The sequence below is a fragment of the Pseudooceanicola aestuarii genome, assembly GCF_010614805.1.
GTDB lineage: Bacteria > Pseudomonadota > Alphaproteobacteria > Rhodobacterales > Rhodobacteraceae > Pseudooceanicola > Pseudooceanicola aestuarii.
On sequence record NZ_JAAFZC010000001.1, the window covers coordinates 1,951,164 to 1,969,684 of the forward strand.

Annotated in this window: 16 protein-coding genes; 6 read left to right on the forward strand and 10 right to left on the reverse strand. The window is 68.0% G+C overall.

What is annotated here, in order from left to right:
- The first annotated feature begins 10 nt into the window (after positions 1-10).
- From G5A46_RS09300 to G5A46_RS09315, 4 genes are read left to right on the forward strand one after another with little or no spacing between them, the layout of a single operon-like run.
- Positions 11-1,006, forward strand: a complete 996-nt coding sequence (locus G5A46_RS09300; protein WP_163849135.1) for an alpha-ketoacid dehydrogenase subunit beta — start codon at positions 11-13, stop codon at positions 1,004-1,006.
- A complete protein-coding gene (locus G5A46_RS09305) occupies positions 996-2,399 on the forward strand; it encodes a biotin/lipoyl-containing protein (RefSeq protein WP_163849136.1) in 1,404 nt (467 codons plus the stop codon). Before G5A46_RS09300 ends, G5A46_RS09305 begins: the two co-directional genes overlap by 11 nt.
- A gap of 17 nt (positions 2,400-2,416) precedes the next feature.
- On the forward strand, positions 2,417-3,841 hold the full coding sequence (locus G5A46_RS09310; protein WP_163849137.1) for an NAD-dependent succinate-semialdehyde dehydrogenase: 1,425 nt from the start codon (positions 2,417-2,419) through the stop codon (positions 3,839-3,841).
- A 5-nt stretch (positions 3,842-3,846) separates the two neighbouring features.
- Entirely contained in the window at positions 3,847-4,740 is an 894-nt protein-coding gene (locus G5A46_RS09315) for a 2-oxo acid dehydrogenase subunit E2 (RefSeq protein WP_163849138.1), read from the forward strand.
- 260 nt (positions 4,741-5,000) lie between these two features.
- On the opposite strand, the gene G5A46_RS09320 is transcribed toward G5A46_RS09315, so the two are convergent.
- The 9 genes from G5A46_RS09320 to G5A46_RS09360 form a co-directional block, all read right to left on the reverse strand.
- Entirely contained in the window at positions 5,001-5,429 is a 429-nt protein-coding gene (locus tag G5A46_RS09320; RefSeq protein ID WP_163849139.1) for a PACE efflux transporter, read from the reverse strand.
- A gap of 225 nt (positions 5,430-5,654) precedes the next feature.
- The gene (locus G5A46_RS09325) at positions 5,655-6,539 is read right to left on the reverse strand and encodes a DUF1684 domain-containing protein (protein WP_163849140.1); all 885 of its coding nucleotides are present in this window, start codon (positions 6,537-6,539) and stop codon (positions 5,655-5,657) included.
- 32 nt (positions 6,540-6,571) lie between these two features.
- A complete protein-coding gene (locus G5A46_RS09330) occupies positions 6,572-7,882 on the reverse strand; it encodes an acyl-CoA thioesterase/BAAT N-terminal domain-containing protein (RefSeq protein ID WP_163849141.1) in 1,311 nt (436 codons plus the stop codon).
- A gap of 121 nt (positions 7,883-8,003) precedes the next feature.
- The gene (locus G5A46_RS09335) at positions 8,004-8,924 is read right to left on the reverse strand and encodes an Ldh family oxidoreductase (protein ID WP_163849142.1); all 921 of its coding nucleotides are present in this window, start codon (positions 8,922-8,924) and stop codon (positions 8,004-8,006) included.
- Positions 8,921-9,649 carry a GntR family transcriptional regulator gene (locus G5A46_RS09340; protein ID WP_163849143.1) on the reverse strand — a complete coding sequence of 243 codons (729 nt, stop codon included), beginning with the start codon at positions 9,647-9,649 and terminating at the stop codon, positions 8,921-8,923. The genes G5A46_RS09335 and G5A46_RS09340 overlap by 4 nt, the downstream gene beginning before the upstream one ends.
- A 23-nt stretch (positions 9,650-9,672) precedes the next feature.
- On the reverse strand, positions 9,673-10,500 hold the full coding sequence (locus G5A46_RS09345) for an ABC transporter permease (RefSeq protein ID WP_163849144.1): 828 nt from the start codon (positions 10,498-10,500) through the stop codon (positions 9,673-9,675).
- A complete protein-coding gene (locus tag G5A46_RS09350) occupies positions 10,501-11,307 on the reverse strand; it encodes an ABC transporter ATP-binding protein (RefSeq protein ID WP_163849145.1) in 807 nt (268 codons plus the stop codon). It abuts the gene before it with no gap.
- Entirely contained in the window at positions 11,307-12,326 is a 1,020-nt protein-coding gene (locus G5A46_RS09355; protein ID WP_163849146.1) for an ABC transporter substrate-binding protein, read from the reverse strand. The genes G5A46_RS09350 and G5A46_RS09355 overlap by 1 nt, the downstream gene beginning before the upstream one ends.
- Before the next feature lie 365 nt (positions 12,327-12,691).
- Positions 12,692-13,600: a LysR family transcriptional regulator gene (locus tag G5A46_RS09360; RefSeq protein ID WP_163849147.1), complete on the reverse strand. Its 909-nt coding sequence runs from the start codon at positions 13,598-13,600 to the stop codon at positions 12,692-12,694.
- A 171-nt stretch (positions 13,601-13,771) separates the two neighbouring features.
- On the opposite strand from G5A46_RS09360, the gene G5A46_RS09365 reads away from it, so the two are divergent.
- Together G5A46_RS09365 and G5A46_RS09370 are read left to right on the forward strand one after the other, a co-directional pair.
- On the forward strand, positions 13,772-15,436 hold the full coding sequence (locus G5A46_RS09365) for a GMC family oxidoreductase (protein WP_163849148.1): 1,665 nt from the start codon (positions 13,772-13,774) through the stop codon (positions 15,434-15,436).
- A 26-nt stretch (positions 15,437-15,462) separates the two neighbouring features.
- Positions 15,463-17,973, forward strand: a complete 2,511-nt coding sequence (locus G5A46_RS09370; RefSeq protein WP_163849149.1) for a CoA transferase — start codon at positions 15,463-15,465, stop codon at positions 17,971-17,973.
- Between the two features lie 177 nt (positions 17,974-18,150).
- On the opposite strand, the gene G5A46_RS19745 is transcribed toward G5A46_RS09370, so the two are convergent.
- A complete protein-coding gene (locus G5A46_RS19745; protein ID WP_239520708.1) occupies positions 18,151-18,459 on the reverse strand; it encodes a Rossmann-fold NAD(P)-binding domain-containing protein in 309 nt (102 codons plus the stop codon).
- Positions 18,460-18,521: the final 62 nt, after the last annotated feature.

Sequence of the window (18,521 nt, forward strand, 5' to 3'; positions counted from 1 at the left end):
GGAGAAGAACATGCGAGAAATCACCCTGTCCCAGGCCGTCAACGAAGCCCTGGCGGAGGAAATGCGCCGCGACGAGACGGTGTTCATCATCGGGGAGGACGTGGCAGAGGCCGGCACCCCGTTCAAGGTGCTCAGCGGGTTGGTGGAGGAATTCGGCACCGCCCGCGTGGTCGACACGCCGATCGCGGAACCGGGCTTCATGGGGTTGGCAGTGGGCGCGTCGATGACCGGGACGCGCCCTGTGGTGGACCTGATGTTCGGCGATTTCCTGTTCCTGATCATGGATCAGCTCTGCAATCAGGCGGCCAAGACGCATTACATGTCCGGCGGCAAGATGTCGGCGCCGCTGGTGGTGCGCACTAATCTGGGCGCCACCCGCCGGTCCGCCGCGCAGCATTCGCAATCGCTGCATGCGCTGGTGGCGCATATTCCGGGGTTGAAGGTGGCGCTGCCGTCTTCGGCCTACGAGGCCAAGGGGCTGATGAAGACGGCGATCCGCGACGACAATCCGGTGGTCATCTTCGAGGACAAGTTGATGTACAACGACAAGGCCCCGGTGCCGGAGGAGGAATACCTGATCCCCTTCGGTCAGGCCAATGTGCTGCGCGCGGGTGCGGACATCACCCTGATCGGCACGTCCTCCATGGTGCAGGTCTGCGCGGCGGCGGCGGATATCCTGGCCGCCGAGGGGATCAGCGCCGAGGTCATCGACCCGCGCACCATCGTGCCGCTGGACGAGGCGACGTTGCTGGCTTCGGCCCGCAAGACCAGCCGGGTGATCGTGGTGGACGAGGGCCATCAAAGCTACGGCGTCACCGGGGAGATCGCCGCCCGTATCAACGAAAAGGCATTCTATCACCTGGATGCGCCGGTGCTGCGCATGGGGGCGATGGACGTGCCCGTGCCCTTCACCCCCGCGCTGGAGGACCTGACGGTGCCGACCGCCGAGGGGGTGGCCGAAACCGCACGCAAGCTGATGTCGGGGGAGATGATCCATGCCGCGTGAGGTGATCATGCCCGCGCTTGGCATGGCGCAGGACAGCGGCACCATCGTGGCCTGGCTGAAACAGCCCGGCGCGGCGGTGAAACGGGGCGATCCGCTGTTCGAGGTCGAAACCGACAAGGCCACGATGGAGGTCGAGGCTCCCGCCGACGGCTACCTTGCCGACGTGCAGGCCGGTGACGGCGCCGTGGTGCCCGTGGGCCAGGTGATCGCCCGGATTTCCGAGGATGCGCAGGACCGGGGAACCGCCAGCCCGGCGGACCCCGAAGCGCAGACGCAGGCGTCGGGGGACGCGCCCGACGATCTGCCGCAGGGCGCGGAGGTGATCATGCCCGCCCTCGGCATGGCGCAGGACACCGGCCAGCTTGTCGCCTGGCACAAGGCGCCGGGCGATGCGGTGGCCGCCCGGGACATCCTGTTCGAGGTGGAGACCGACAAATCCACCATGGAGGTGGAGGCCGGGCGCGACGGCTTTGTCGCCGCCCTGTTGGCGCAGGTCGGAGAGGACGCGCCGGTCGGCGCGGTGATCGCCATCATATCCGCTGACCGGCCGGAGGCGCCGGTGCAGCGCAGCCTGGCCGACGCCTCCCCGACGCCGGTCCAGCCCCTGACGACGTCCGCAAAGCCGGGTTCCGCCGCGAAGACCCCCCGCGCCGAGGCGGGCCAGGCCGGACCAGGCGGACCGGCTGGAGCGGGCGGGAAGACCGGGCAGGGCGCGGCTGCCACCGGGCAGAGCGACGTGACGCCCCCGGCCCCGCCGACGCGCCACGGCACCACGGCAGGGGCGGCCCGTATCCTCGCCTCCCCCAAGGCACGGCGGCTGGCGTTGCAACAGGGGCTGGACCTGTCCCGGCTGGTTGCCGCCGGCCACCCCCAGCCCTACCACGCCCGCGATATAGAGGTTCTGCGCAGCCTGCCCGCCGTGTCTGACGCCACCGCGGCCAGTGCCGCCGCCCGTCACCTGGTGGCTGCGGCCCCGGATGGGCTGGGCTCCTTCATCGCCTGGGCGGCGGAGGAGGCCGGGATCACCGATGTCGGTGCCATCCTGGCCGGGTTCGCGGCGGCCAGCCTGGGACAGGACATCGTGGTCGCCGTCACCCGCTTCGAGCGGGAACAGCACTACCGGGCCGGCGCCATCCTGTCCCGGGTCAACCGCACCGACGGTCCGCCCGCCCTGCGCCTGCGCGACTTGCGCGGCACTGCGGTGCGGCAGGTGCAGATGGGGGCCGAAGACATGCCCGTCCTCACCCTGACCGGCGGCACGGCAGGAGAGGATGGCGCGCCGCTTTCCATTACCCTCGAATGCGGGGCGGATCAGCTGTCGCCCCCGGCCGCGCTGGCCCTTCTTTCCAATTTCGCAGGCCGGATCGGCGACCCGCTCCGTCATCTGCTCTGACCCCGCGGGAGACCGACATGCAGTTCACCGACCTTTACATCAACGGCGTCTGGCAGCCGGCCGAAGACCGCTTTGACGTGATCAACCCGGCGACGGAGGCGGTGCTGGCGTCGGTCGCCTCTGCCGATATCGCCCATGCGGATGCGGCGATGGACGCCGCACAGGCGGCGATGGCGGATTGGGCCGCCCGCACGCCCCGCGCGCGCTCCGAGGTGCTGCGCCGTGCGTGGGAGCTGATGAACGCCCGGCAGGAGGAATTCGCCCGGCTGATCACCTTGGAAAACGGCAAGGCCCGCGCCGACGCCATGGGAGAGGCCGCCTATGCCGCCGAGTTCTTCCGCTGGTTCGCGGAGGAGGCGGTGCGCGCCGACGGGATGCTGACCCATGCCCCCGCCAGCGGCGCGCGGATCATGGTGCAGCACCGGCCCGCCGGGCTGGCGGTGCTGGTGACGCCGTGGAACTACCCCGCCGCCATGGGCACCCGCAAGATCGCCCCGGCGCTGGCGGCGGGCTGTGCGGTGATCATCAAACCGGCCTCGGAAACGCCACTGACCATGTTGGCGCTGATGCCCCTGCTGGCAGAGGCCGGCGTGCCGCCGGGGCTGGTGAACGTCCTGCCCTCGCGCCGCACCGGCGCGCTGGTCGATCACATGCTGCACGATCCGCGCGTGCGCGTCGTCAGCTTTACCGGATCGACGGGGGTGGGGCGCAAGCTGTTGCACTCCGCCGCCGATCAGGTGCTGAAACCGGCGATGGAGCTGGGCGGAAACGCGCCCCTGATCGTGTTCGAGGATGCCGATATCGACGCCGCCGTCGCGGGCACCATGCTGGCCAAGATGCGCAACCTGGGCGAGGCCTGCACCGCCGCCAACCGCATCTATGTGCATCACAGCATCGCGCAGGATTACACCGCGCGGCTGAGTGCGGCGATGTCGGCGCTGAAACTGGGCGATGGCAGCGACCCGTCGGTCGATGTCGGGCCGCTGGTCAATGCCGACACGCGCGACAAGGTCGCGTCCTTTGTCGCCGATGCGCTGGATCGAGGGGCGCGTCTGGAATGTGGCGGCACGCAGCCCGAGGGGCCGGGATTTTTCTACCCGCCAACTGTCCTGTCGAACGTGCCGGAGGATTCCGATTGCGTCCATGACGAGATCTTCGGCCCGGTCGCCGCGATCCAGACCTTCACCGATCAGGACGAGGTGATCGCGCGCGCCAATGACACCGAATACGGGCTGGTCGCCTATGTCTTCTCAGCCGACATGAAACGCGCGTTGCAGGTTTGCGAGCGGCTGGATTACGGCATGGTGGGGCTGAACCGGGGTCTTGTCTCCGACCCGGCGGCGCCTTTCGGCGGCGTGAAACAATCCGGACTGGGCCGCGAGGGGGGGCATGAGGGGATGCTGGAATTCATGGAAACCCAGTATATTTCGGCGCAATGGTGAGCGGTATGGATGACGTGATCGCCGCCCCTTCGGTCCGGGCGCTGGCCCTGAACAAGGGCATCGACCTGGCCCGTCTGGCGCAGCAGTTGGGCCGGACCACCATCGCGCGCGAGGATCTGGACCGCGCTCCCGCGCCCGCCGCGGCCGTGGCCGCCGACCAGGCGGAGGGCACGGCCTATTGGCAGGTCGATCACGCCGCCTACGGACCGGTGCGGGAAGAGCCGCTCAGCCGGTTTGCCCAGGCGGCCAGTGCCAACCTGTCGGCGGCCAATGCCAGGATTCCGCAGGTCACCCACCACGACCGCGCCGATGTCACCGCGCTGGAGGCGTTTCGCCAGCGGTTGAAGCCGGAAGCGCGGGCGCGCGGGGTGAAGCTGACGGCCCTGGCCTTTCACCTGCGGGCGGTGTCACGGGCGCTTCGAGAGTTTCCCCGGTTCAACGCCGCGCTGTCGCCTGATGGCAAGACACTGATACTGAGGGATTATGTCCATATCGGCATTGCCGTGGACACCGCGCATGGGCTGATGGTGCCGGTCATTCGCGACGCCGATACCAAGGGGCTGTGGCAGATCGCGTCCGAGATTTCGGACATGGCCGCCCGCGCCCAGGCGCGCAAGATCCGGGCCGATGAAATGGGCGGCGCCTCCCTGACCATCACCAATCTGGGCGGGATCGGAGGGGTGGGTTTCACCCCCATCGTGAACCCGCCCGAACTGGCCATCCTGGGCCTGTCACGGCCCGAAACCGTGACCCTATGGGAGGGGGAGGTTCCGCGCCCGGTGTCGATGGTGCCGCTGGATCTGTCCTATGATCACCGTGTCCTGAACGGGGCGGAGGCCGCCCGGTTTGTCGCTTGCCTGGCCCGCCTGATCGCCGACCCGCGCCGGATGATGGTGTGATGCGATCCCCTCTGGCCGCCGCCGGTGGATGGCTGGGCGGCGAGGCCGGGCGGTCGGGGCAGGGACATTGTCATCAATGGGTTGGCGGGCGACGTTGATCCCGATCGCAGGGTTCTCCTGCCGTTGCTGCGCCCGGAGCCGGCTGGCTGCCCACAGGGGCAGCCTGTCCGCAGGTCGCAGGCCGTGCCGCGACGACGGGGCCGCCCGGCACCCGGCCGTTGTTCGTCCCTCGCCCGGCTCTTGTCGGGATCGGATCGGGATCAGGCCGGGGCTTGGCCACGTCGGGGCGGGAACAGCGTGTCATAGCCCCAGGTGAACACAAAGGCATAGACCATGTAGAACGCGGCAAAGGTCAGCTCCATCATCAGCGCGGTGATCAGCGATACGTTCAGCCACCAGGCGAAAATCGGCAGCAGCAGCACCAGCAACGTCGCCTCGAACAGCGCGGCATGCAGGATGCGCAGGGCCAGGGTCTTGCGCGTGTCCCCGCGCAGCCGGTTCAGGGCGTGGTCGAACAGCAGGTTGAAGACGTAGTTCCATCCCGTCGCCGCCGTGGCGCCCAGAAGGGCCAGCATCCCCATGTCGCCCAACGGGTGGTTGAAGAGCCAGGCGAACAGGGGGGTGACGATGAGAAGGCCGATGATCTCGAAACTGATGGCCTGGCGAATACGATCCGCGGTGCCGCGCATGGCAGGGCTCCCTTTTTGCTTCGGGCCGTCCCGCGTGCTGACCGTCTGGCCGGGCAAGGTCGTCCTTGCCTGCCCTTGATGATGGTCCTGCACCGCCAGAGTTTCAAGACCGTGGCAGGGAGGGGGGTGTTGCGGCGACCAAAGGGCGCAGCTGCGGCGTCTCCCGGAAGGGGATGGCCCACGGAACGGGAGAGCCCCGTGGGCCGGGCCTGAACGTGCGGGCGTTCAGGCCTGCGCGCGCGGTTGATAGGTCTTGGTGCGCGCAACGGTCTGGGCGGGGCGTTTTTCCCCGGCCAGGATCTCAATATCCAGGTGGTTCTCCGGCGGGACCAGCGGACAGGTCACGAAATTGGTAAAGGCGCAGGGCAGGGCCACCGCGTAGTTGAAATCTATCCAGTCGATGGTCTGGCAGGTTTCGTCGGTGAAATGCAGCTCTACCACCCGGCCGGCGCCGTAGGTGACGGGGCCGCTGGTGCGGTCGCGGACATGGGCCACGGGCTGCACGCCGGTGGCGGTATCCTTGCCGATCAGGATCAGCTCATGGGAGGTGCCGTTCAGCTCGAACCGGAAAGTGCCGATGCGCGGCGTGGCCTCGCGCACGCCGGGTTCCACCGTTTCGGCGTCATGCTCCACCCGGCCGGAGGGGGTGAAGACGCCGGGCAGCCGCCAGGCCGGATCGTAGTCGAAGGCGGTGACGCCTGCGTCCTCCGCCCGCGTCGCCTCGCGCGGGTCGCGCACCCGCACACCATAGAGGTTCTGCCCGTCCTGCGTGGTCCGCAGCAGGGTCTCCACCTCCAGGGTGCCGTAGTAGACCGGGACAGAGGCGCCGTGCCCATAGGTCTGGTTGCGCCCCGGCACGATCTCCACCGGGCCGTCGGGATGCACGCCGTTCACCGACAGGCCCGGTCCGGTCGCGGGCGGGGTATGGATGATGCGCCCCTCCGCGATCGACCAGGTGCCGGGCAGCAGGTCAAAGGTGACATCGCGGTCGGTTTCTTCCAGCCAGTATTGCGCCACCAGCGCGGTCCAGCCATAGGGCCGGAACATGGTGGAGACATGGGCGTGGCGCCATTCGCGCCATTGGCCCGCAAGATGTTCGGTCGTGGTCATGACACTTTCCTTTCGAATGGGTTGGGGTACGCTCAGCGGCCCGTGACCGCCCCCAGGAAATCGAGAACGCCGCGCCACGATCCGTCGTCGGCACCGGCATTGCCCGCGGGTGTGCCGCCGCTGGTGAACGGCACCTTGGAGACCGGGTGTTCGCGGGTCAGCTGGGTGGTCGGCACGTAGGGCAGGTTGATGGAATGGCCGGCGTCGTCGAAATCCAGGTGCCGGACAAGGTGGGGATGCCCCTCCGCTGCCAGGGTCGCCACGACCATCTTGGAATAGAGGCTGGAGGGCCAGGCGCGGTCGTCCCGGCCGGAGATCAACAGGACCGGGCCGGCGATTCGTTCTACCCGGATGCGGGCGGCCTCGAACAGGGCGCGGTCTTTCAGCCCCTCGAAGAACACCGAATGGTGCCGGTCTGGCGGCGGATCGCCGTGCCAGGGGTGCCAGTCGACGGCACTGTTGTTCTTCCACAGATGCGGCAGGGGGGCGCCGTCCAGCAGCCAGGTATCGCCCTGCCAGCCACCGCGCGCCGGATCGCCCGCGCCCTGCGCGCCATGCACCACTGCGCCGGGGACATAGGCGATGACCGCAGAGACAAGGTCGGGCCAGGTGGCCCCCAGCAGCAGCGACAGCTCTCCGCCGCGCGACTGGCCGCTGACGGCGACGAAGCCGTCGCGCGGGGCAAGCTCCCGCCGGATCCAGGACAGGCCGGTGTGGAAATATTCCAACGGCGTTTCTGTGATATGCGGCGACAGGCCCGGCGCCTTGAAATAGCCGAGCGCCAGCGCCTGATAGCCATGAGAGGCATAGAGCGCGCCGCGCGCCTCGTTGATGCCGCCGCCCGATCCGTTCAGGACCAGGACCACCGGGTGCGGCCCCGCGCCCGCAGGGGTGAACAGCGTGCCGACGAGCCCGTCCTCGCGGATGTCACGCCGGGTGACGCCCTCGGCGGCGAAGCGTTGGGTCAGCACGGCCTCTGCCACGGCGCCGTCCTGGCTGCGGGCCGTGAGCCGGGTTTCCAGCGGGGCCATCACATCATCGGCAAAGACCTCCTGCGCGGTGCCGTCACTGGGGTGCTGGCCCCACAGCAGCCCCATCGCCGCCACCTGCGCGTAATCGCCGCCCACCGGTGCGTCGCGGGTCAGGTCGACGGTGCCGGCGGCATCGGCCAGGAACGTCGCCTGGCTGTCCCATTCCGCGCCACCGCTGCGGGTGGTGCGGGCGGAGATGGCGACCAGCACGCCGGGGGTCAGCCCGGTCAGGGCGATTTGGCGCGGGTCGTCGATCAGCCCGTCGGCCGGGGTAATGCGCAGATCGGGCGTGGCAGGGCCGGTGGCTGTCATGTGGGATCCATCTGGTCAGGGGTGTCGGGGTGCTTGGGGTCAGGCACGGGTGGAGGTGCGGAACGGGCGGGGGGCGAAGAACGGGCGGGGCGAAGAACGGGGGGATAGGGCGTCGGGCGGATCAGTCGCCCATGTCGGGCCGGGCCAGCCGGGCCAGGCAGCCCTCCAGCCGCCGTTCGAAATCGGCATCCAGCCGGGTGTCGGGGGGCAGACCGCCCCCGCGCGGCCAATGGCCGCCGCCCTGCGTCCAGTCCTGGCGCAGCCCGGCCAGACGCGCCTGCCACTCCGGGTCGGTTCCGGCCCTGTCCGGGGTGACGGCCAGCACGAACACGCCGCGCCCGCCCGGATCGCCCCGCCCGGCCCCGGCGACCCCGGCCAGCAATTCGACCATCAACCCCAGGAGGGAGCCGACCTGCCCACCCCGTGGCAGCACGGCGGCCGCCGCTGCGGCGTCGCAGGTCGGTCGGCCCTGGTCGTCCAGCGCGATATCGGCGGGCAGGGCGTGGCCCTCGGCGCGGGCGCCGCGCAGGGCCGCCATTGTGGTGGTGCCGGTGCCCAGGTCGATCACCACGCGGTCCGCATCGGCCCCCATGGCCAACGCCAGGGGATTGGTGCCGATCACGGGCGCGGTGCCGCCATGCGGGGTGACAAAGGGGGGGCCTTCGGCGCCCATCAGTCCGACCAGCCCGTCATCGGCCAGTTGCCGGACAAAGGGCGCCAGCCGGCCAAAACCGCGCACCCCGCGCAGGAACATCGCCGCCAGGCCGAAGTCCCGCGCCGCGCAGGCGGTGGCCAGCGTCGCCCCGGCGACGGCCAGCGGCGCGCAGGTGCCGGTGCAATCCACCCAGGACAGCGCGCGCGGCGGGGTCAGCCCCTCGGGCAGCGCGCCTGCGGGGCCGGACCATTCGGCCAGCATGTCGATGCCAAACCGGGGCTGGCCCAGGGCGTCGGCCTCCACCAGTGCAGCGGCGGCCAGCGCGGCGGAGGGGCTGTCGCCCATCGCGCGGGCCAGCTGGTCCACGGCGTCCCTGGCGGCGATCATCGGCTTGCCTCCGCCTCGGGGGGATCCAGACGGATCTCATGTTCCGACAGGTAGCCCAGGGTGATCAGACGCTCCAGCAGGAAGGCGCGGCTGCCGCTGATATGGGCCGCCTCGATCGCGGCGGCGCGGTCGCCGTCTCCGGCCTCGATCGCATCCACAAGGGCGGTGTGTTCGTCCGAATGCTCTCCGGCCTTGACGGTGAAGTCGATGGCAAAGCGGACCAGGCGCTCCAACTCGTCGAACAGGGTGTCGTTCAGCACGATCAGCCGCCGGTTGCGGCTGCACCGCGCGATGGTCATGTGAAACCGCCGCGCCACCTGCTGCATCTCGCCGATATCCATCGGCGCGCCATAGGCGGTGACGATCTCCCGCAGGGTGGCGATTTCCGCCGGGGTGGCGTGGCGGGCGGCCTGGCGGGCGATATGCGGGCCGATGGCGGCGCGCAGGTCCAGAACCTCGTGCACGGCCTGAAAGGTGATCGGCGCCACGCGGTAGCCGCTGCGCGGCAGGATGGCGACGAAGCCGTCGGCGGCCAGTTTCTGCATCGCATCGCGCACCGGGGTCTTGGACACCTGGTAGCGGCGCGCGATGGCAGCCGCGTCCAGCGTGTCGCCCGGTGCGATGTGGCACCGGATGATCTGCTGGCGCATGTCACCGTAGATCCGCTCGGACACGGGTACATGGGGCCCTTGCGGCGCGGTCTCGGCGCCTGCGATGCCGGCCATGGGCCTGTCCTCTCCGGCGGCGGTCATTGCTTGGCCCAGGGGACGAACCGGCGCTCCAGCGCCTCGATCAGCAGGATGGTCAGGTAGCCCATGACCGAGATCACGACGATCCCCACGAACATCCGCGACACGGCAAAGGTCTGCCACGATGCCCAGATGAAGAAGCCAACACCGCTGCGTGCACCCAGAAATTCGGCCGCCGCGATGATGATGTAGGACGACCCGGCCGCCAGTTTCAGCCCGGTGAAGATGCTGGGCAGCGCCGCCGGAAAGGCAAAGCGCCAGAAGGTCTGCGCCCGGCTGGCGCCCGCGTTGCGCGCCACGTCCATGTAGATGCGCGGGGCCTGCATCACGCCGCCCATGGTGTTGTAGAACATCAGGAAGAAGACGCCGATGGCGATCAGCACGAATTTCGACGCGTCGCCCACCCCGAAAATGAGCAGGATCAACGGCATGATCGCGATCTTGGGCACCGGATACAGAGCGGAGAAGATCGGCCCCAGCACCCGCCGCACCGGCTGCGACAGGCCCAGCAGAAGGCCCAGCACCACACCGGGCACGGCGCCCAGGGCATAGCCCACGCCGACCCGGCGCAGGGTGGCACCGATATGGGTGAACAGCTCCAGGCTGACGATCATCTTCCAGGCGGTGCCCGCGATCGCGCTGGGCGCGGGAAAGAAACGCGGGTCGATCAGGCTGGCGCGGCTGGAGATTTCCCACAGCAGCAACAGCAGCAGGGGGGAGAAATAGGACGCCATGCGAAACAGACGGTCCCGGTGGGCGGGCGCCTTCAGCTTCTGCATTTCGCTGTCCGACAGGGCGCGGTGCAGGGGGCGGGGAGCAGCGGTCATTCAGGCCTCCGACGGTGTGGCAAGAAGGTTCCAGACCTCGTAGGTCAGATCCCAGAACCGTTTGTCGCGGCGCATTTCCACCACGTCGCGGGGCCGGTCGAACGGAATGTCGAGATCCGCGACCAGTCGTCCGGGGCGCGGCGACATGACCAGCACGCGGTCCGCCAGGGTCAGGGCCTCGTCCACGCTGTGAGTGATGAAGACGACGGTCTTGCGCGTCGCCTCCCAGATCCGCAGCAGCTCTTGTTGCAGGACCAGCCGGGTCTGTTCGTCCAGCGCGCCGAAGGGTTCGTCCATCAGCAGGATCTCGCGGTCGTCGACCAATGCCCGCGCGACGGAAACGCGCTGTTTCATGCCGCCCGACAGCTGGTGCGGCCGCGCATCGGCGAAATCCACCAGCCCCGTCAGCTCCAGCAACTCGGCCACGCGGGCCTTCTGCCGCGCGCGCGGCTCCCCTGCCAGGCTCAGCGGCAGGGCGATGTTCTGCGCCACGGTCAGCCAGGGCAGAACCGACGCCTCCTGAAACACCATCGCGGGTTCGGTGCCGGCGTTCAGGGTGACATCGCCGCTCAGCGCCGTGTCCAGCCCGGCCAGAATGCGCAGGACCGTCGTCTTGCCGCAGCCGCTGGGGCCGACGATGCAGACGAATTCGCCCCGCGCCACGCTGAAACTGAAATCCGACACGGCCAGCGTCACCCGGTCGCTTTCGCTGTCGTAGAACGCCTTGGTCAGGTTGTGGGTCTCGATGGTGGGCCCCGCCGCATCGGGCGGCGGGGCAGTCTGTACCAGGTTCAGCGCCGGGGCCATCAGGGGTTGTCCGCCAGCAGGGTGTTCGCCTGTTCCAGCAGGTCGACGCGGTAGACACCGTCGATATCAGCCTGGCCTTCGTAGGCCAGATCGCCCGCCTGGCGGAAGAATTCTTCCTGCGCGCGAACGGAGGTCATGTCGATCGCGCCGTCTTCGGAGCGGATGGTATAGGGGATGCCGCGCAGCGTCTCGGGGTCTGTGCCGGTGTATTTGGCCACGATTTCCACGATGGAATCGTCTTCCCAGCCGCCATTGTCCAGCAGCCGCGCGCCCTTCAGGTAGCCGGCCATGAACCGCACCACGGCATCCTCGTGGTCGCGCACGAAATCCTGGTTGAACGCGATGAAGCCCAGTTCGGTGCCGAAGGTGTGATCATCCACGAGGCGACGGCCCAGGCCCTGCGCTTCCAGCTGGTGGGCGAAGGGTTCGATGCTCCACCCCGCTTCCAGCGCGCCATTGGCAAAGGCCGCGGCGGTGGCGGGGGGCGGCAGGAAGACGGCTTCGACGTCGGCCACGCTCAGCCCGCCTTTTTCCAGAGCCTTGGCCACGGAATACATGCCAAAGCCGCCCGGGCCGGGGATGCCGACGCGCTTGCCCTTCAGGTCTTCGACCGACTGGATGCCCGCGTCCCAGGCCTGTTGCGAGACCATGAACGGCGAGGGGGAGGGCACAGTATCGGGCATTCGTGCCAGCGTCGCGATGATCGACACGGTCGCGCCCCGGTCCAGCGCGTTGAACAGGCTGGCACCCCAGGTTGCGGCGCCGGCCTCGATATTGCCGGAGGCCAGCATCTGGATCGTCTCGGCCGTGTTGCCCTTGGGCGACAGCGTCACGTCGGCGCCGAACTCATCGAAGAATCCCAGGTCCTTCGCGACGAAGAAGGGCGCGTAGTCGGCAAAGGGAGAATACAGGAACTCGATCTCCGGCATGTCCTGGCCCCAGGCCTGCATGGGCAGGCCGGTCGTCAGGGCGGCCGTCGCGGCGGCCGCCAGGAAGGTGCGTCGGGTGGTCAGAAACATGGGCGATTCTCCTATATGGCCGCGAACGGCACGGCATGGGCCGACCCCAGAGCGGCCGTTTGGCCCGCAATCCTGACTGTCCGGCAGGCAGTTCCGCTTGATCGGTTCAGAAACGCTACAACTGATACATCAGTCTGGCAAGTTGATGTGCTCAATTGCGGCGTTGCGCTTTTCAATGGCGCGAGAGCTGCCGGCAGATTGGGCAATGGGGTCGGCGGTCCGTTGGCCGGCGCGGGCCGGGCCAGCCATTGGTGATCGCAGGGGCGGGGGGTAAGTAACGGTCTTCGCGTTGCTTTTCGCAGCCTGTCGGGCGTGCGGGTCGGCCCGCGGCGGGAAGGGCCGCCCATCGTGCCCGCCGCTCCGTTTCATCCCCAGACGACGGCCAGTTGATCGAAAAGGGCGGCGACGGTCGGCTCTTCCCGGCGCGCTTCCGGGGCGAGCATCAGCAGGCAGGCCGGCAGGCTTTGGGTTTCGCACAGGCTGAGGCCAAGGGAATGCTGCTGGTCCAGGGCGATGGTTTCGCGACACAGGCACAGCCCGACGCCGGCGCGGACCATCTCCAGCATGGAGGCCTCGTGATCCACCAGGGCGACGGTGTTCTGGGTGCAGCCATGGGTCGCGAAGATCCGGCTGAGCAGCCGGTTGTGGACAGAGATCGCGGTCGTGCCGATCCACGGCAGCGCGGCCAGTTGCGGCCAGTCGGCATGGGCGACCTGCGCCTCCCAGCCGACGGGCGCGATGATGCGATAGGTGAAACTGGCCAGCCGCTTGACCTGCATCGCCTCCTCCGAAGCAAGCCCCGCGACCGCGTCGGGATCTGCCAGATAGAACCCCGCGTCGATCTGGCGGCGACGCAGCTTTTCCAGGATTTCGCCGCTGATGCCATGCACCAATTCGGTGGTAATGCCGGGATGTGCGGCGCCCAGGTGGCTCAGCAGGCGGCCCAGGCGAATGAACTCCGGGTCCACGATCGTGCCGATCCGCAGGGTGCCGGACACCTGCCCGATCCGGCGGCTGGCGCTTTGCCGGAACTCGGCCATCGCGGCCAGGACGGCTTCCGCCTTGGGCAGCAGCGCCTGCCCGTCCGGGGTCAGGTCCAGCCCGTGCGGCGCCCGTTTGAAGAAAGTGACGTTGGTCTCCTCGCTCAGGCGCCGGATCTGGTGGCTGACGGCCGGCTGGGTCAGGTTCAGCACCTCCGCCGCGCGCGAAACGCTGCCCTCCCGGGCGACGGTGACAAGGGCCAGCAGGCTGTTGAGATTGGAGAGGCGTTCCATATTAGCGATGATAATATCACTCAGAGATATATGTCATTGGGATTGTTCCACGCACCGCTCTACACCGGAGGACGTTGATGGGCGGGGAGGCGCCGTCGACCCGCCCCCCCCCAGGACAGGTGCCGGGCCGCGTTGTGGCGCCTCTGTCGTCCGGCATTCGGGAGAGGACAGATGACCGACACCGCGACAGAGTTCGATTTCATCGTCATCGGCGGTGGCTCCGCTGGGTGCCTTCTGGCCAACCGGCTCAGCGCCGATCCGGCCCACCGGGTGCTGCTGCTGGAGGCGGGCAAGGTCGACAGCTACCCCTGGATCCACGTGCCGGTCGGATATCTTTATTGCATCGGCAATCCACGCACCGACTGGATGTACAACACGGAGGCCGACAAGGGCCTGAACGGGCGCATCCTGCGTTATCCGCGCGGCAAGACGCTGGGCGGATGTTCGTCGATCAACGGCATGATCTACATGCGCGGCCAGGCTCGCGACTACGACAATTGGGCCGCGCTCACCGGTGACGGGAGCTGGTCCTGGGACGGTGCGTTGCGGGATTTCAGGGCGCATGAGGACCACTACAAGCTTGACGGCGGTACCGATCCGAAGACGGGCGACAACGAACGCTTCTCCGACATGCATGGCCATGGCGGCGAATGGCGGGTGGAAAAGCAGCGGCTGCGTTGGGATGTGCTGGACAGCTTTGCCGATGCGGCGGTCGAGGCCGGGATCCGGAAGACCGACGATTTCAACAGCGGCGACAATGCGGGCGTCGGCTATTTCGACGTGAACCAGCGGTCGGGCTGGCGCTGGAATACCGCCAAGGCCTTCCTGCGGCCGGTCAAGGCGCGGCGCAACCTGACAATCTGGACCGAGGCGCAGGTGGAAAGACTGACCTTTGCGCGGGAACCGGACGGCGCGCCGCGCTGCTCCGGCGCGCGGGTCAACCGCCAGGGCCGGAGGGTCACCGTCACGGCCCGGCGCGAGACGGTGCTTTCGGCCGGGGCGGTCAACTCTCCGCAGATCCTGCAACTCTCGGGGATCGGCCCGGCGGCGCTGCTGCGCCAGCACGGCATCGAGGTTCTGCAAGACGCGCCGGTGGGCGAGAACCTGCAAGATCATCTGCAAATCCGCGCGGTCTACAAGGTGAACGGCACCCGCACGCTGAACGCGTTGGCCGGCACCCTGTTCGGCAAGGCGATGATCGGCGCGGAATATGCGCTCAGAAGATCCGGCCCGATGAGCATGGCGCCCAGCCAGCTTGGCGCCTTTACCCGATCAGATCCGGGGCGGGCCCATGCCAACCTGGAATATCACGTCCAGCCGCTCAGCCTCGATGCGTTCGGCGAGCCGCTGCACACCTTCCCTGCCATGACGGTCAGCGTCTGCAACCTGAACCCCGGCAGCCGGGGCCATGTGCGCATCCGCTCCGCCGATTTTCGCGATGCGCCGAAGATATCGCCCAATTACCTGGCCACCGAGGACGACCGGAAGGTCGCCGCCGACAGCCTGCGACAGGTCCGCCGGATCATGGCGCAGCCCGCGATGGCCGGTTATCAGCCCGAGGAATACAAGCCCGGTGTCCAGTATCAGAGCGACGAAGACCTGGCCAAGCTGGCCGGGGACATCGCCAACACGATCTTTCACCCTGTCGGCACGGTGAAAATGGGCCGCGCGGACGACAAGTCCGCCGTGCTGGACCCGCATCTGCGGCTCAAGGGGGTGGGCGGCCTGCGCGTCGTCGATGCCAGCATCATGCCCGAGATCACCAGCGGCAACACCAATTCCCCGACGCTGATGATCGCGGAGAAGGCGGCCCGGTGGATCCTGGCCGGTCAATGATACCCACGTCCGAATAGGGAGGCTACATGCGCAATTCGTTCTCGAACCTGCCCCTGACCGGGGTCAAAGTGGTTGATTTCGGCCAGTATATCGCCGGGCCCGCCGTGGCGATGCTGCTGGGTGACCTGGGCGCGACGGTCGTCCATGTCGACCCGCCGGGCGGACCGATGTGGGACAGCCCGGCCAATGCGACGCTGATGCGCAACAAATTGATCGTGACCCTGGACCTGAAATCCGCGGACGGGCTGGCCGAGGCCCGCGCGCTCTGCGCGGAGGCCGACATCATCGTCGAGAATTTCCGCCCCGGCAAACTGGCCGCGCTGGGGATCGACTTTGCTGCCATGCGCGGGCAGCGGCCCGAACTGATCACCGTTTCGATCCCCGGATTTGCCTCGAACGACATGGAACGCCGCGAACAGCGTGCCTTTGAAAGCGTGGTGGCGGCCAGTTCGGGCGTGTTCACCGACATGGGTCTGAACCGGGTGCTGATGGGGCTGAACCCGTCGTTTTCGCCGCTGCCCCTGTCCTCGGCCTATGCGGCGCAGATTGCGGCCTCGGCCACGGTGCTGGCGCTGCAATCGCGGCAGGTGACGGGGTTGGGCGACCAGATCGAGGTGCCACTGGCGGCGGCGGTGATGGAGGGGCTGTGCTACAATTCCATCAAGGTGTCGGACATGCCCGACCGATACCTGACCCAACGTGAACAGGAGATCGAGCGGCGCCGGGTCGAGGGCCTGCCGATGAACCTGCCCTACGAGGATCTTCAGGAGCTGCTGGACCCGTTCTTCCGCAGCTACATGTGCAAGGACGGGCGCATGTTCTACGTCGTCTGCCCCAGCCACAAGAACCACGCGCGCCGCTGTCTGGAGGTTCTGGGCCTCTATGACGAGATGATAGAGGACGGCCTTCAGGAGGAGGAGGACACCTACAGACCGCAGGCGGAATGGGCGTCGGATACTTCGCTGGGGGTCTACCCCATGCCGAAATTCTGGGCCGACAAGATCGCCGCGCGCATGAAAGAGGTTTTCATGACCCGCACATCGCATGAATGGAAACGCATGTTCGGTCGGGCCGGCATTCCGGGCGCGCCGCAGCGCTGGTTGCAGGAGTGGATCAACGACGAATATGCCGAGACCTCGGGGCTGATGCTTGATGTATGGGACCCGGAATATGGCGAGATGATCCAGCCCGGCCCGGTGGTGTGGATGGAGGAAAGCGGAGAGGAAGCCCTGGCCCCCGAACCCCGCCGCTGGGTCGATGTCGACGCTGCGCTGAAAGCCCTGCGCCAGCACCGCACCGATATTCCCGAGCCGCGGCAGGGGGAGGGGCAGGAGGGCTGGCTGTCGGGCGTGCGGGTGCTGGACATGTGCAATGTCATCGCCGGGCCTCATGCCGCCAGCTACCTGGCACGTTTCGGCGCCGAGGTGATCAAGATCGACCCGACGCAGCCGTTGTATGACAGTTGGAACACGGTGATCTACGGTCTCAGCCAGGGGCGCGGAAAGCGGTCGATCCTGGCGGATGTGACTTCCGAACACGGGCGCAAGGTTTTCGAGGATCTCGTGAAATCCGTCGACGTGATCTTCTGGAACGCGCCCGACAGCCAGATCAAGCGGATGGGGCTGGACGCGGAGAGCCTGCGCAAGCTGAACCCCGAAGTGATCTTCTGCAAGCTGGATTGTTTCAGCGGGGTGCGGCGCGGCGCCCGGACCGACTATATCGGCTACGACGATCTGGTGCAGGCGACAACCGGCATCATGCTGCGGTTCGGCGGCGCGATGGACCGGCCGGAGGAACACGCCCATGTCGGGACCATCGACGTCATGTGCGGGTTTGGCGGCGCGCTTGCCGTGGCGACGGCGCTTTACCAGAAATACCGTTTCGGACGGATCGGGCGCGGGCGGACTTCGCTCAGCTCCAACAGCGGTCTGCTTCAGGTGCCGTTTGCCTATGATTTCCGGGGACGGGGGCTGTTTGACGAACCCTCGGGGCCGGAGGTCAACGGCTACGATCCGCTCAGCCGGTTCTACAGCACCGCCTCGGGGGTCTACATCCTGCTCTGCGCCTACGAGACCGATCTGCCCCGGTTCCGCGCGGTGGAGGATCTGTCGGATCTGCCTGACCTGCCCGAAGAAGACCGCGCGGCCTTCCTTGCCGGCGCCTTCCAGATGCACCCGGCGACCGAGTGGATCGCCCGGCTGCGCGCCGCGGATATCGGCTGTGCGATGTGCAACAACATCGACGCGCTGCGTTCGGAGAACCTGCGTATGCCCGATGGCACGCCCGGCACCGAACGGGGAAGTTATTCCTTCTCGCTCTACAGCGACCACCCCAGCGGCCACGAAGTCATCCAGTTGGATCCCTATGCCGTGCGCCCCACGCGGGCAAAGGTCTACACCCTGTCCCCGACGGAGAAGTTCGGCACCTCGACGCGCGCGATCCTTGGCGATCTGGGATATTCCGATGCGGCCATCGACAGGATGCTGAAATCCGGCCAGCTCAGCGAAAGCTGGAGCGCGCAATACCTGCCCAGCTGAGGGCCGCAGGCGGGTGTTCCGCATCTCGCGTCCCTTTCGCGGGCCGGGCCCCGTGGCCCCATGCGGGCTGCGAGATTCGGAAAGGCCGAAGGCCTTGCGCCACGCGGGGGATGCGGCGCGGGGCGCCGAGGGCCGGAAGGGGGACCCTTTGTATCGCCGGGCGCGGGGAGGCGCAGGTCATGCCGGTTTCACCTTTGCGACGGCGATTTGCTCACCGCGCAGAAGCACCGGCCCGACCGTGGCGAACCTGACGATGGCACCCGGGCCGAAAGCGGCGCCGGAGAGTTCTCCCAGCGGCGGCGGAATGGTGACCAGCCCGGCCATGCCGCAGAGCGCGCCGATCCCCGCCGTGACGCGGCCGACGCCCGCCGTTTCGGCCTCCCGAAGCAGGTTCATGTCGGCGCCGAAATCAACCTCCCGGTAGCCTAACCCATCTTTCTGCCGGGTGATCCCCAACGCGGAGACGACAAGGTTCACACCGTCCATGACCCCCTTGAGGGTCTCCGGCAGGGTGGCCTCGGCCTCGATCAGAAGATCGGCCAGGCATC

Coding starts and splice junctions, on each gene's coding strand:
- G5A46_RS09345 (WP_163849144.1), bottom strand. CDS start 10,500: ATGACCGCTGCTCCCCGCCCCCTGCACCGCGCCCTGTCGGACAGCGAA.
- G5A46_RS09305 (WP_163849136.1), top strand. CDS start 996: ATGCCGCGTGAGGTGATCATGCCCGCGCTTGGCATGGCGCAGGACAGC.
- G5A46_RS09300 (WP_163849135.1), top strand. CDS start 11: ATGCGAGAAATCACCCTGTCCCAGGCCGTCAACGAAGCCCTGGCGGAG.
- G5A46_RS09365 (WP_163849148.1), top strand. CDS start 13,772: ATGACCGACACCGCGACAGAGTTCGATTTCATCGTCATCGGCGGTGGC.
- G5A46_RS09370 (WP_163849149.1), top strand. CDS start 15,463: ATGCGCAATTCGTTCTCGAACCTGCCCCTGACCGGGGTCAAAGTGGTT.
- G5A46_RS09360 (WP_163849147.1), bottom strand. CDS start 13,600: ATGGAACGCCTCTCCAATCTCAACAGCCTGCTGGCCCTTGTCACCGTC.
- G5A46_RS19745 (WP_239520708.1), bottom strand. CDS start 18,459: ATGGACGGTGTGAACCTTGTCGTCTCCGCGTTGGGGATCACCCGGCAG.
- G5A46_RS09340 (WP_163849143.1), bottom strand. CDS start 9,649: ATGGCCGGCATCGCAGGCGCCGAGACCGCGCCGCAAGGGCCCCATGTA.
- G5A46_RS09350 (WP_163849145.1), bottom strand. CDS start 11,307: ATGGCCCCGGCGCTGAACCTGGTACAGACTGCCCCGCCGCCCGATGCG.
- G5A46_RS09355 (WP_163849146.1), bottom strand. CDS start 12,326: ATGTTTCTGACCACCCGACGCACCTTCCTGGCGGCCGCCGCGACGGCC.
- G5A46_RS09335 (WP_163849142.1), bottom strand. CDS start 8,924: ATGATCGCCGCCAGGGACGCCGTGGACCAGCTGGCCCGCGCGATGGGC.
- G5A46_RS09310 (WP_163849137.1), top strand. CDS start 2,417: ATGCAGTTCACCGACCTTTACATCAACGGCGTCTGGCAGCCGGCCGAA.
- G5A46_RS09315 (WP_163849138.1), top strand. CDS start 3,847: ATGGATGACGTGATCGCCGCCCCTTCGGTCCGGGCGCTGGCCCTGAAC.
- G5A46_RS09330 (WP_163849141.1), bottom strand. CDS start 7,882: ATGACAGCCACCGGCCCTGCCACGCCCGATCTGCGCATTACCCCGGCC.
- G5A46_RS09320 (WP_163849139.1), bottom strand. CDS start 5,429: ATGCGCGGCACCGCGGATCGTATTCGCCAGGCCATCAGTTTCGAGATC.
- G5A46_RS09325 (WP_163849140.1), bottom strand. CDS start 6,539: ATGACCACGACCGAACATCTTGCGGGCCAATGGCGCGAATGGCGCCAC.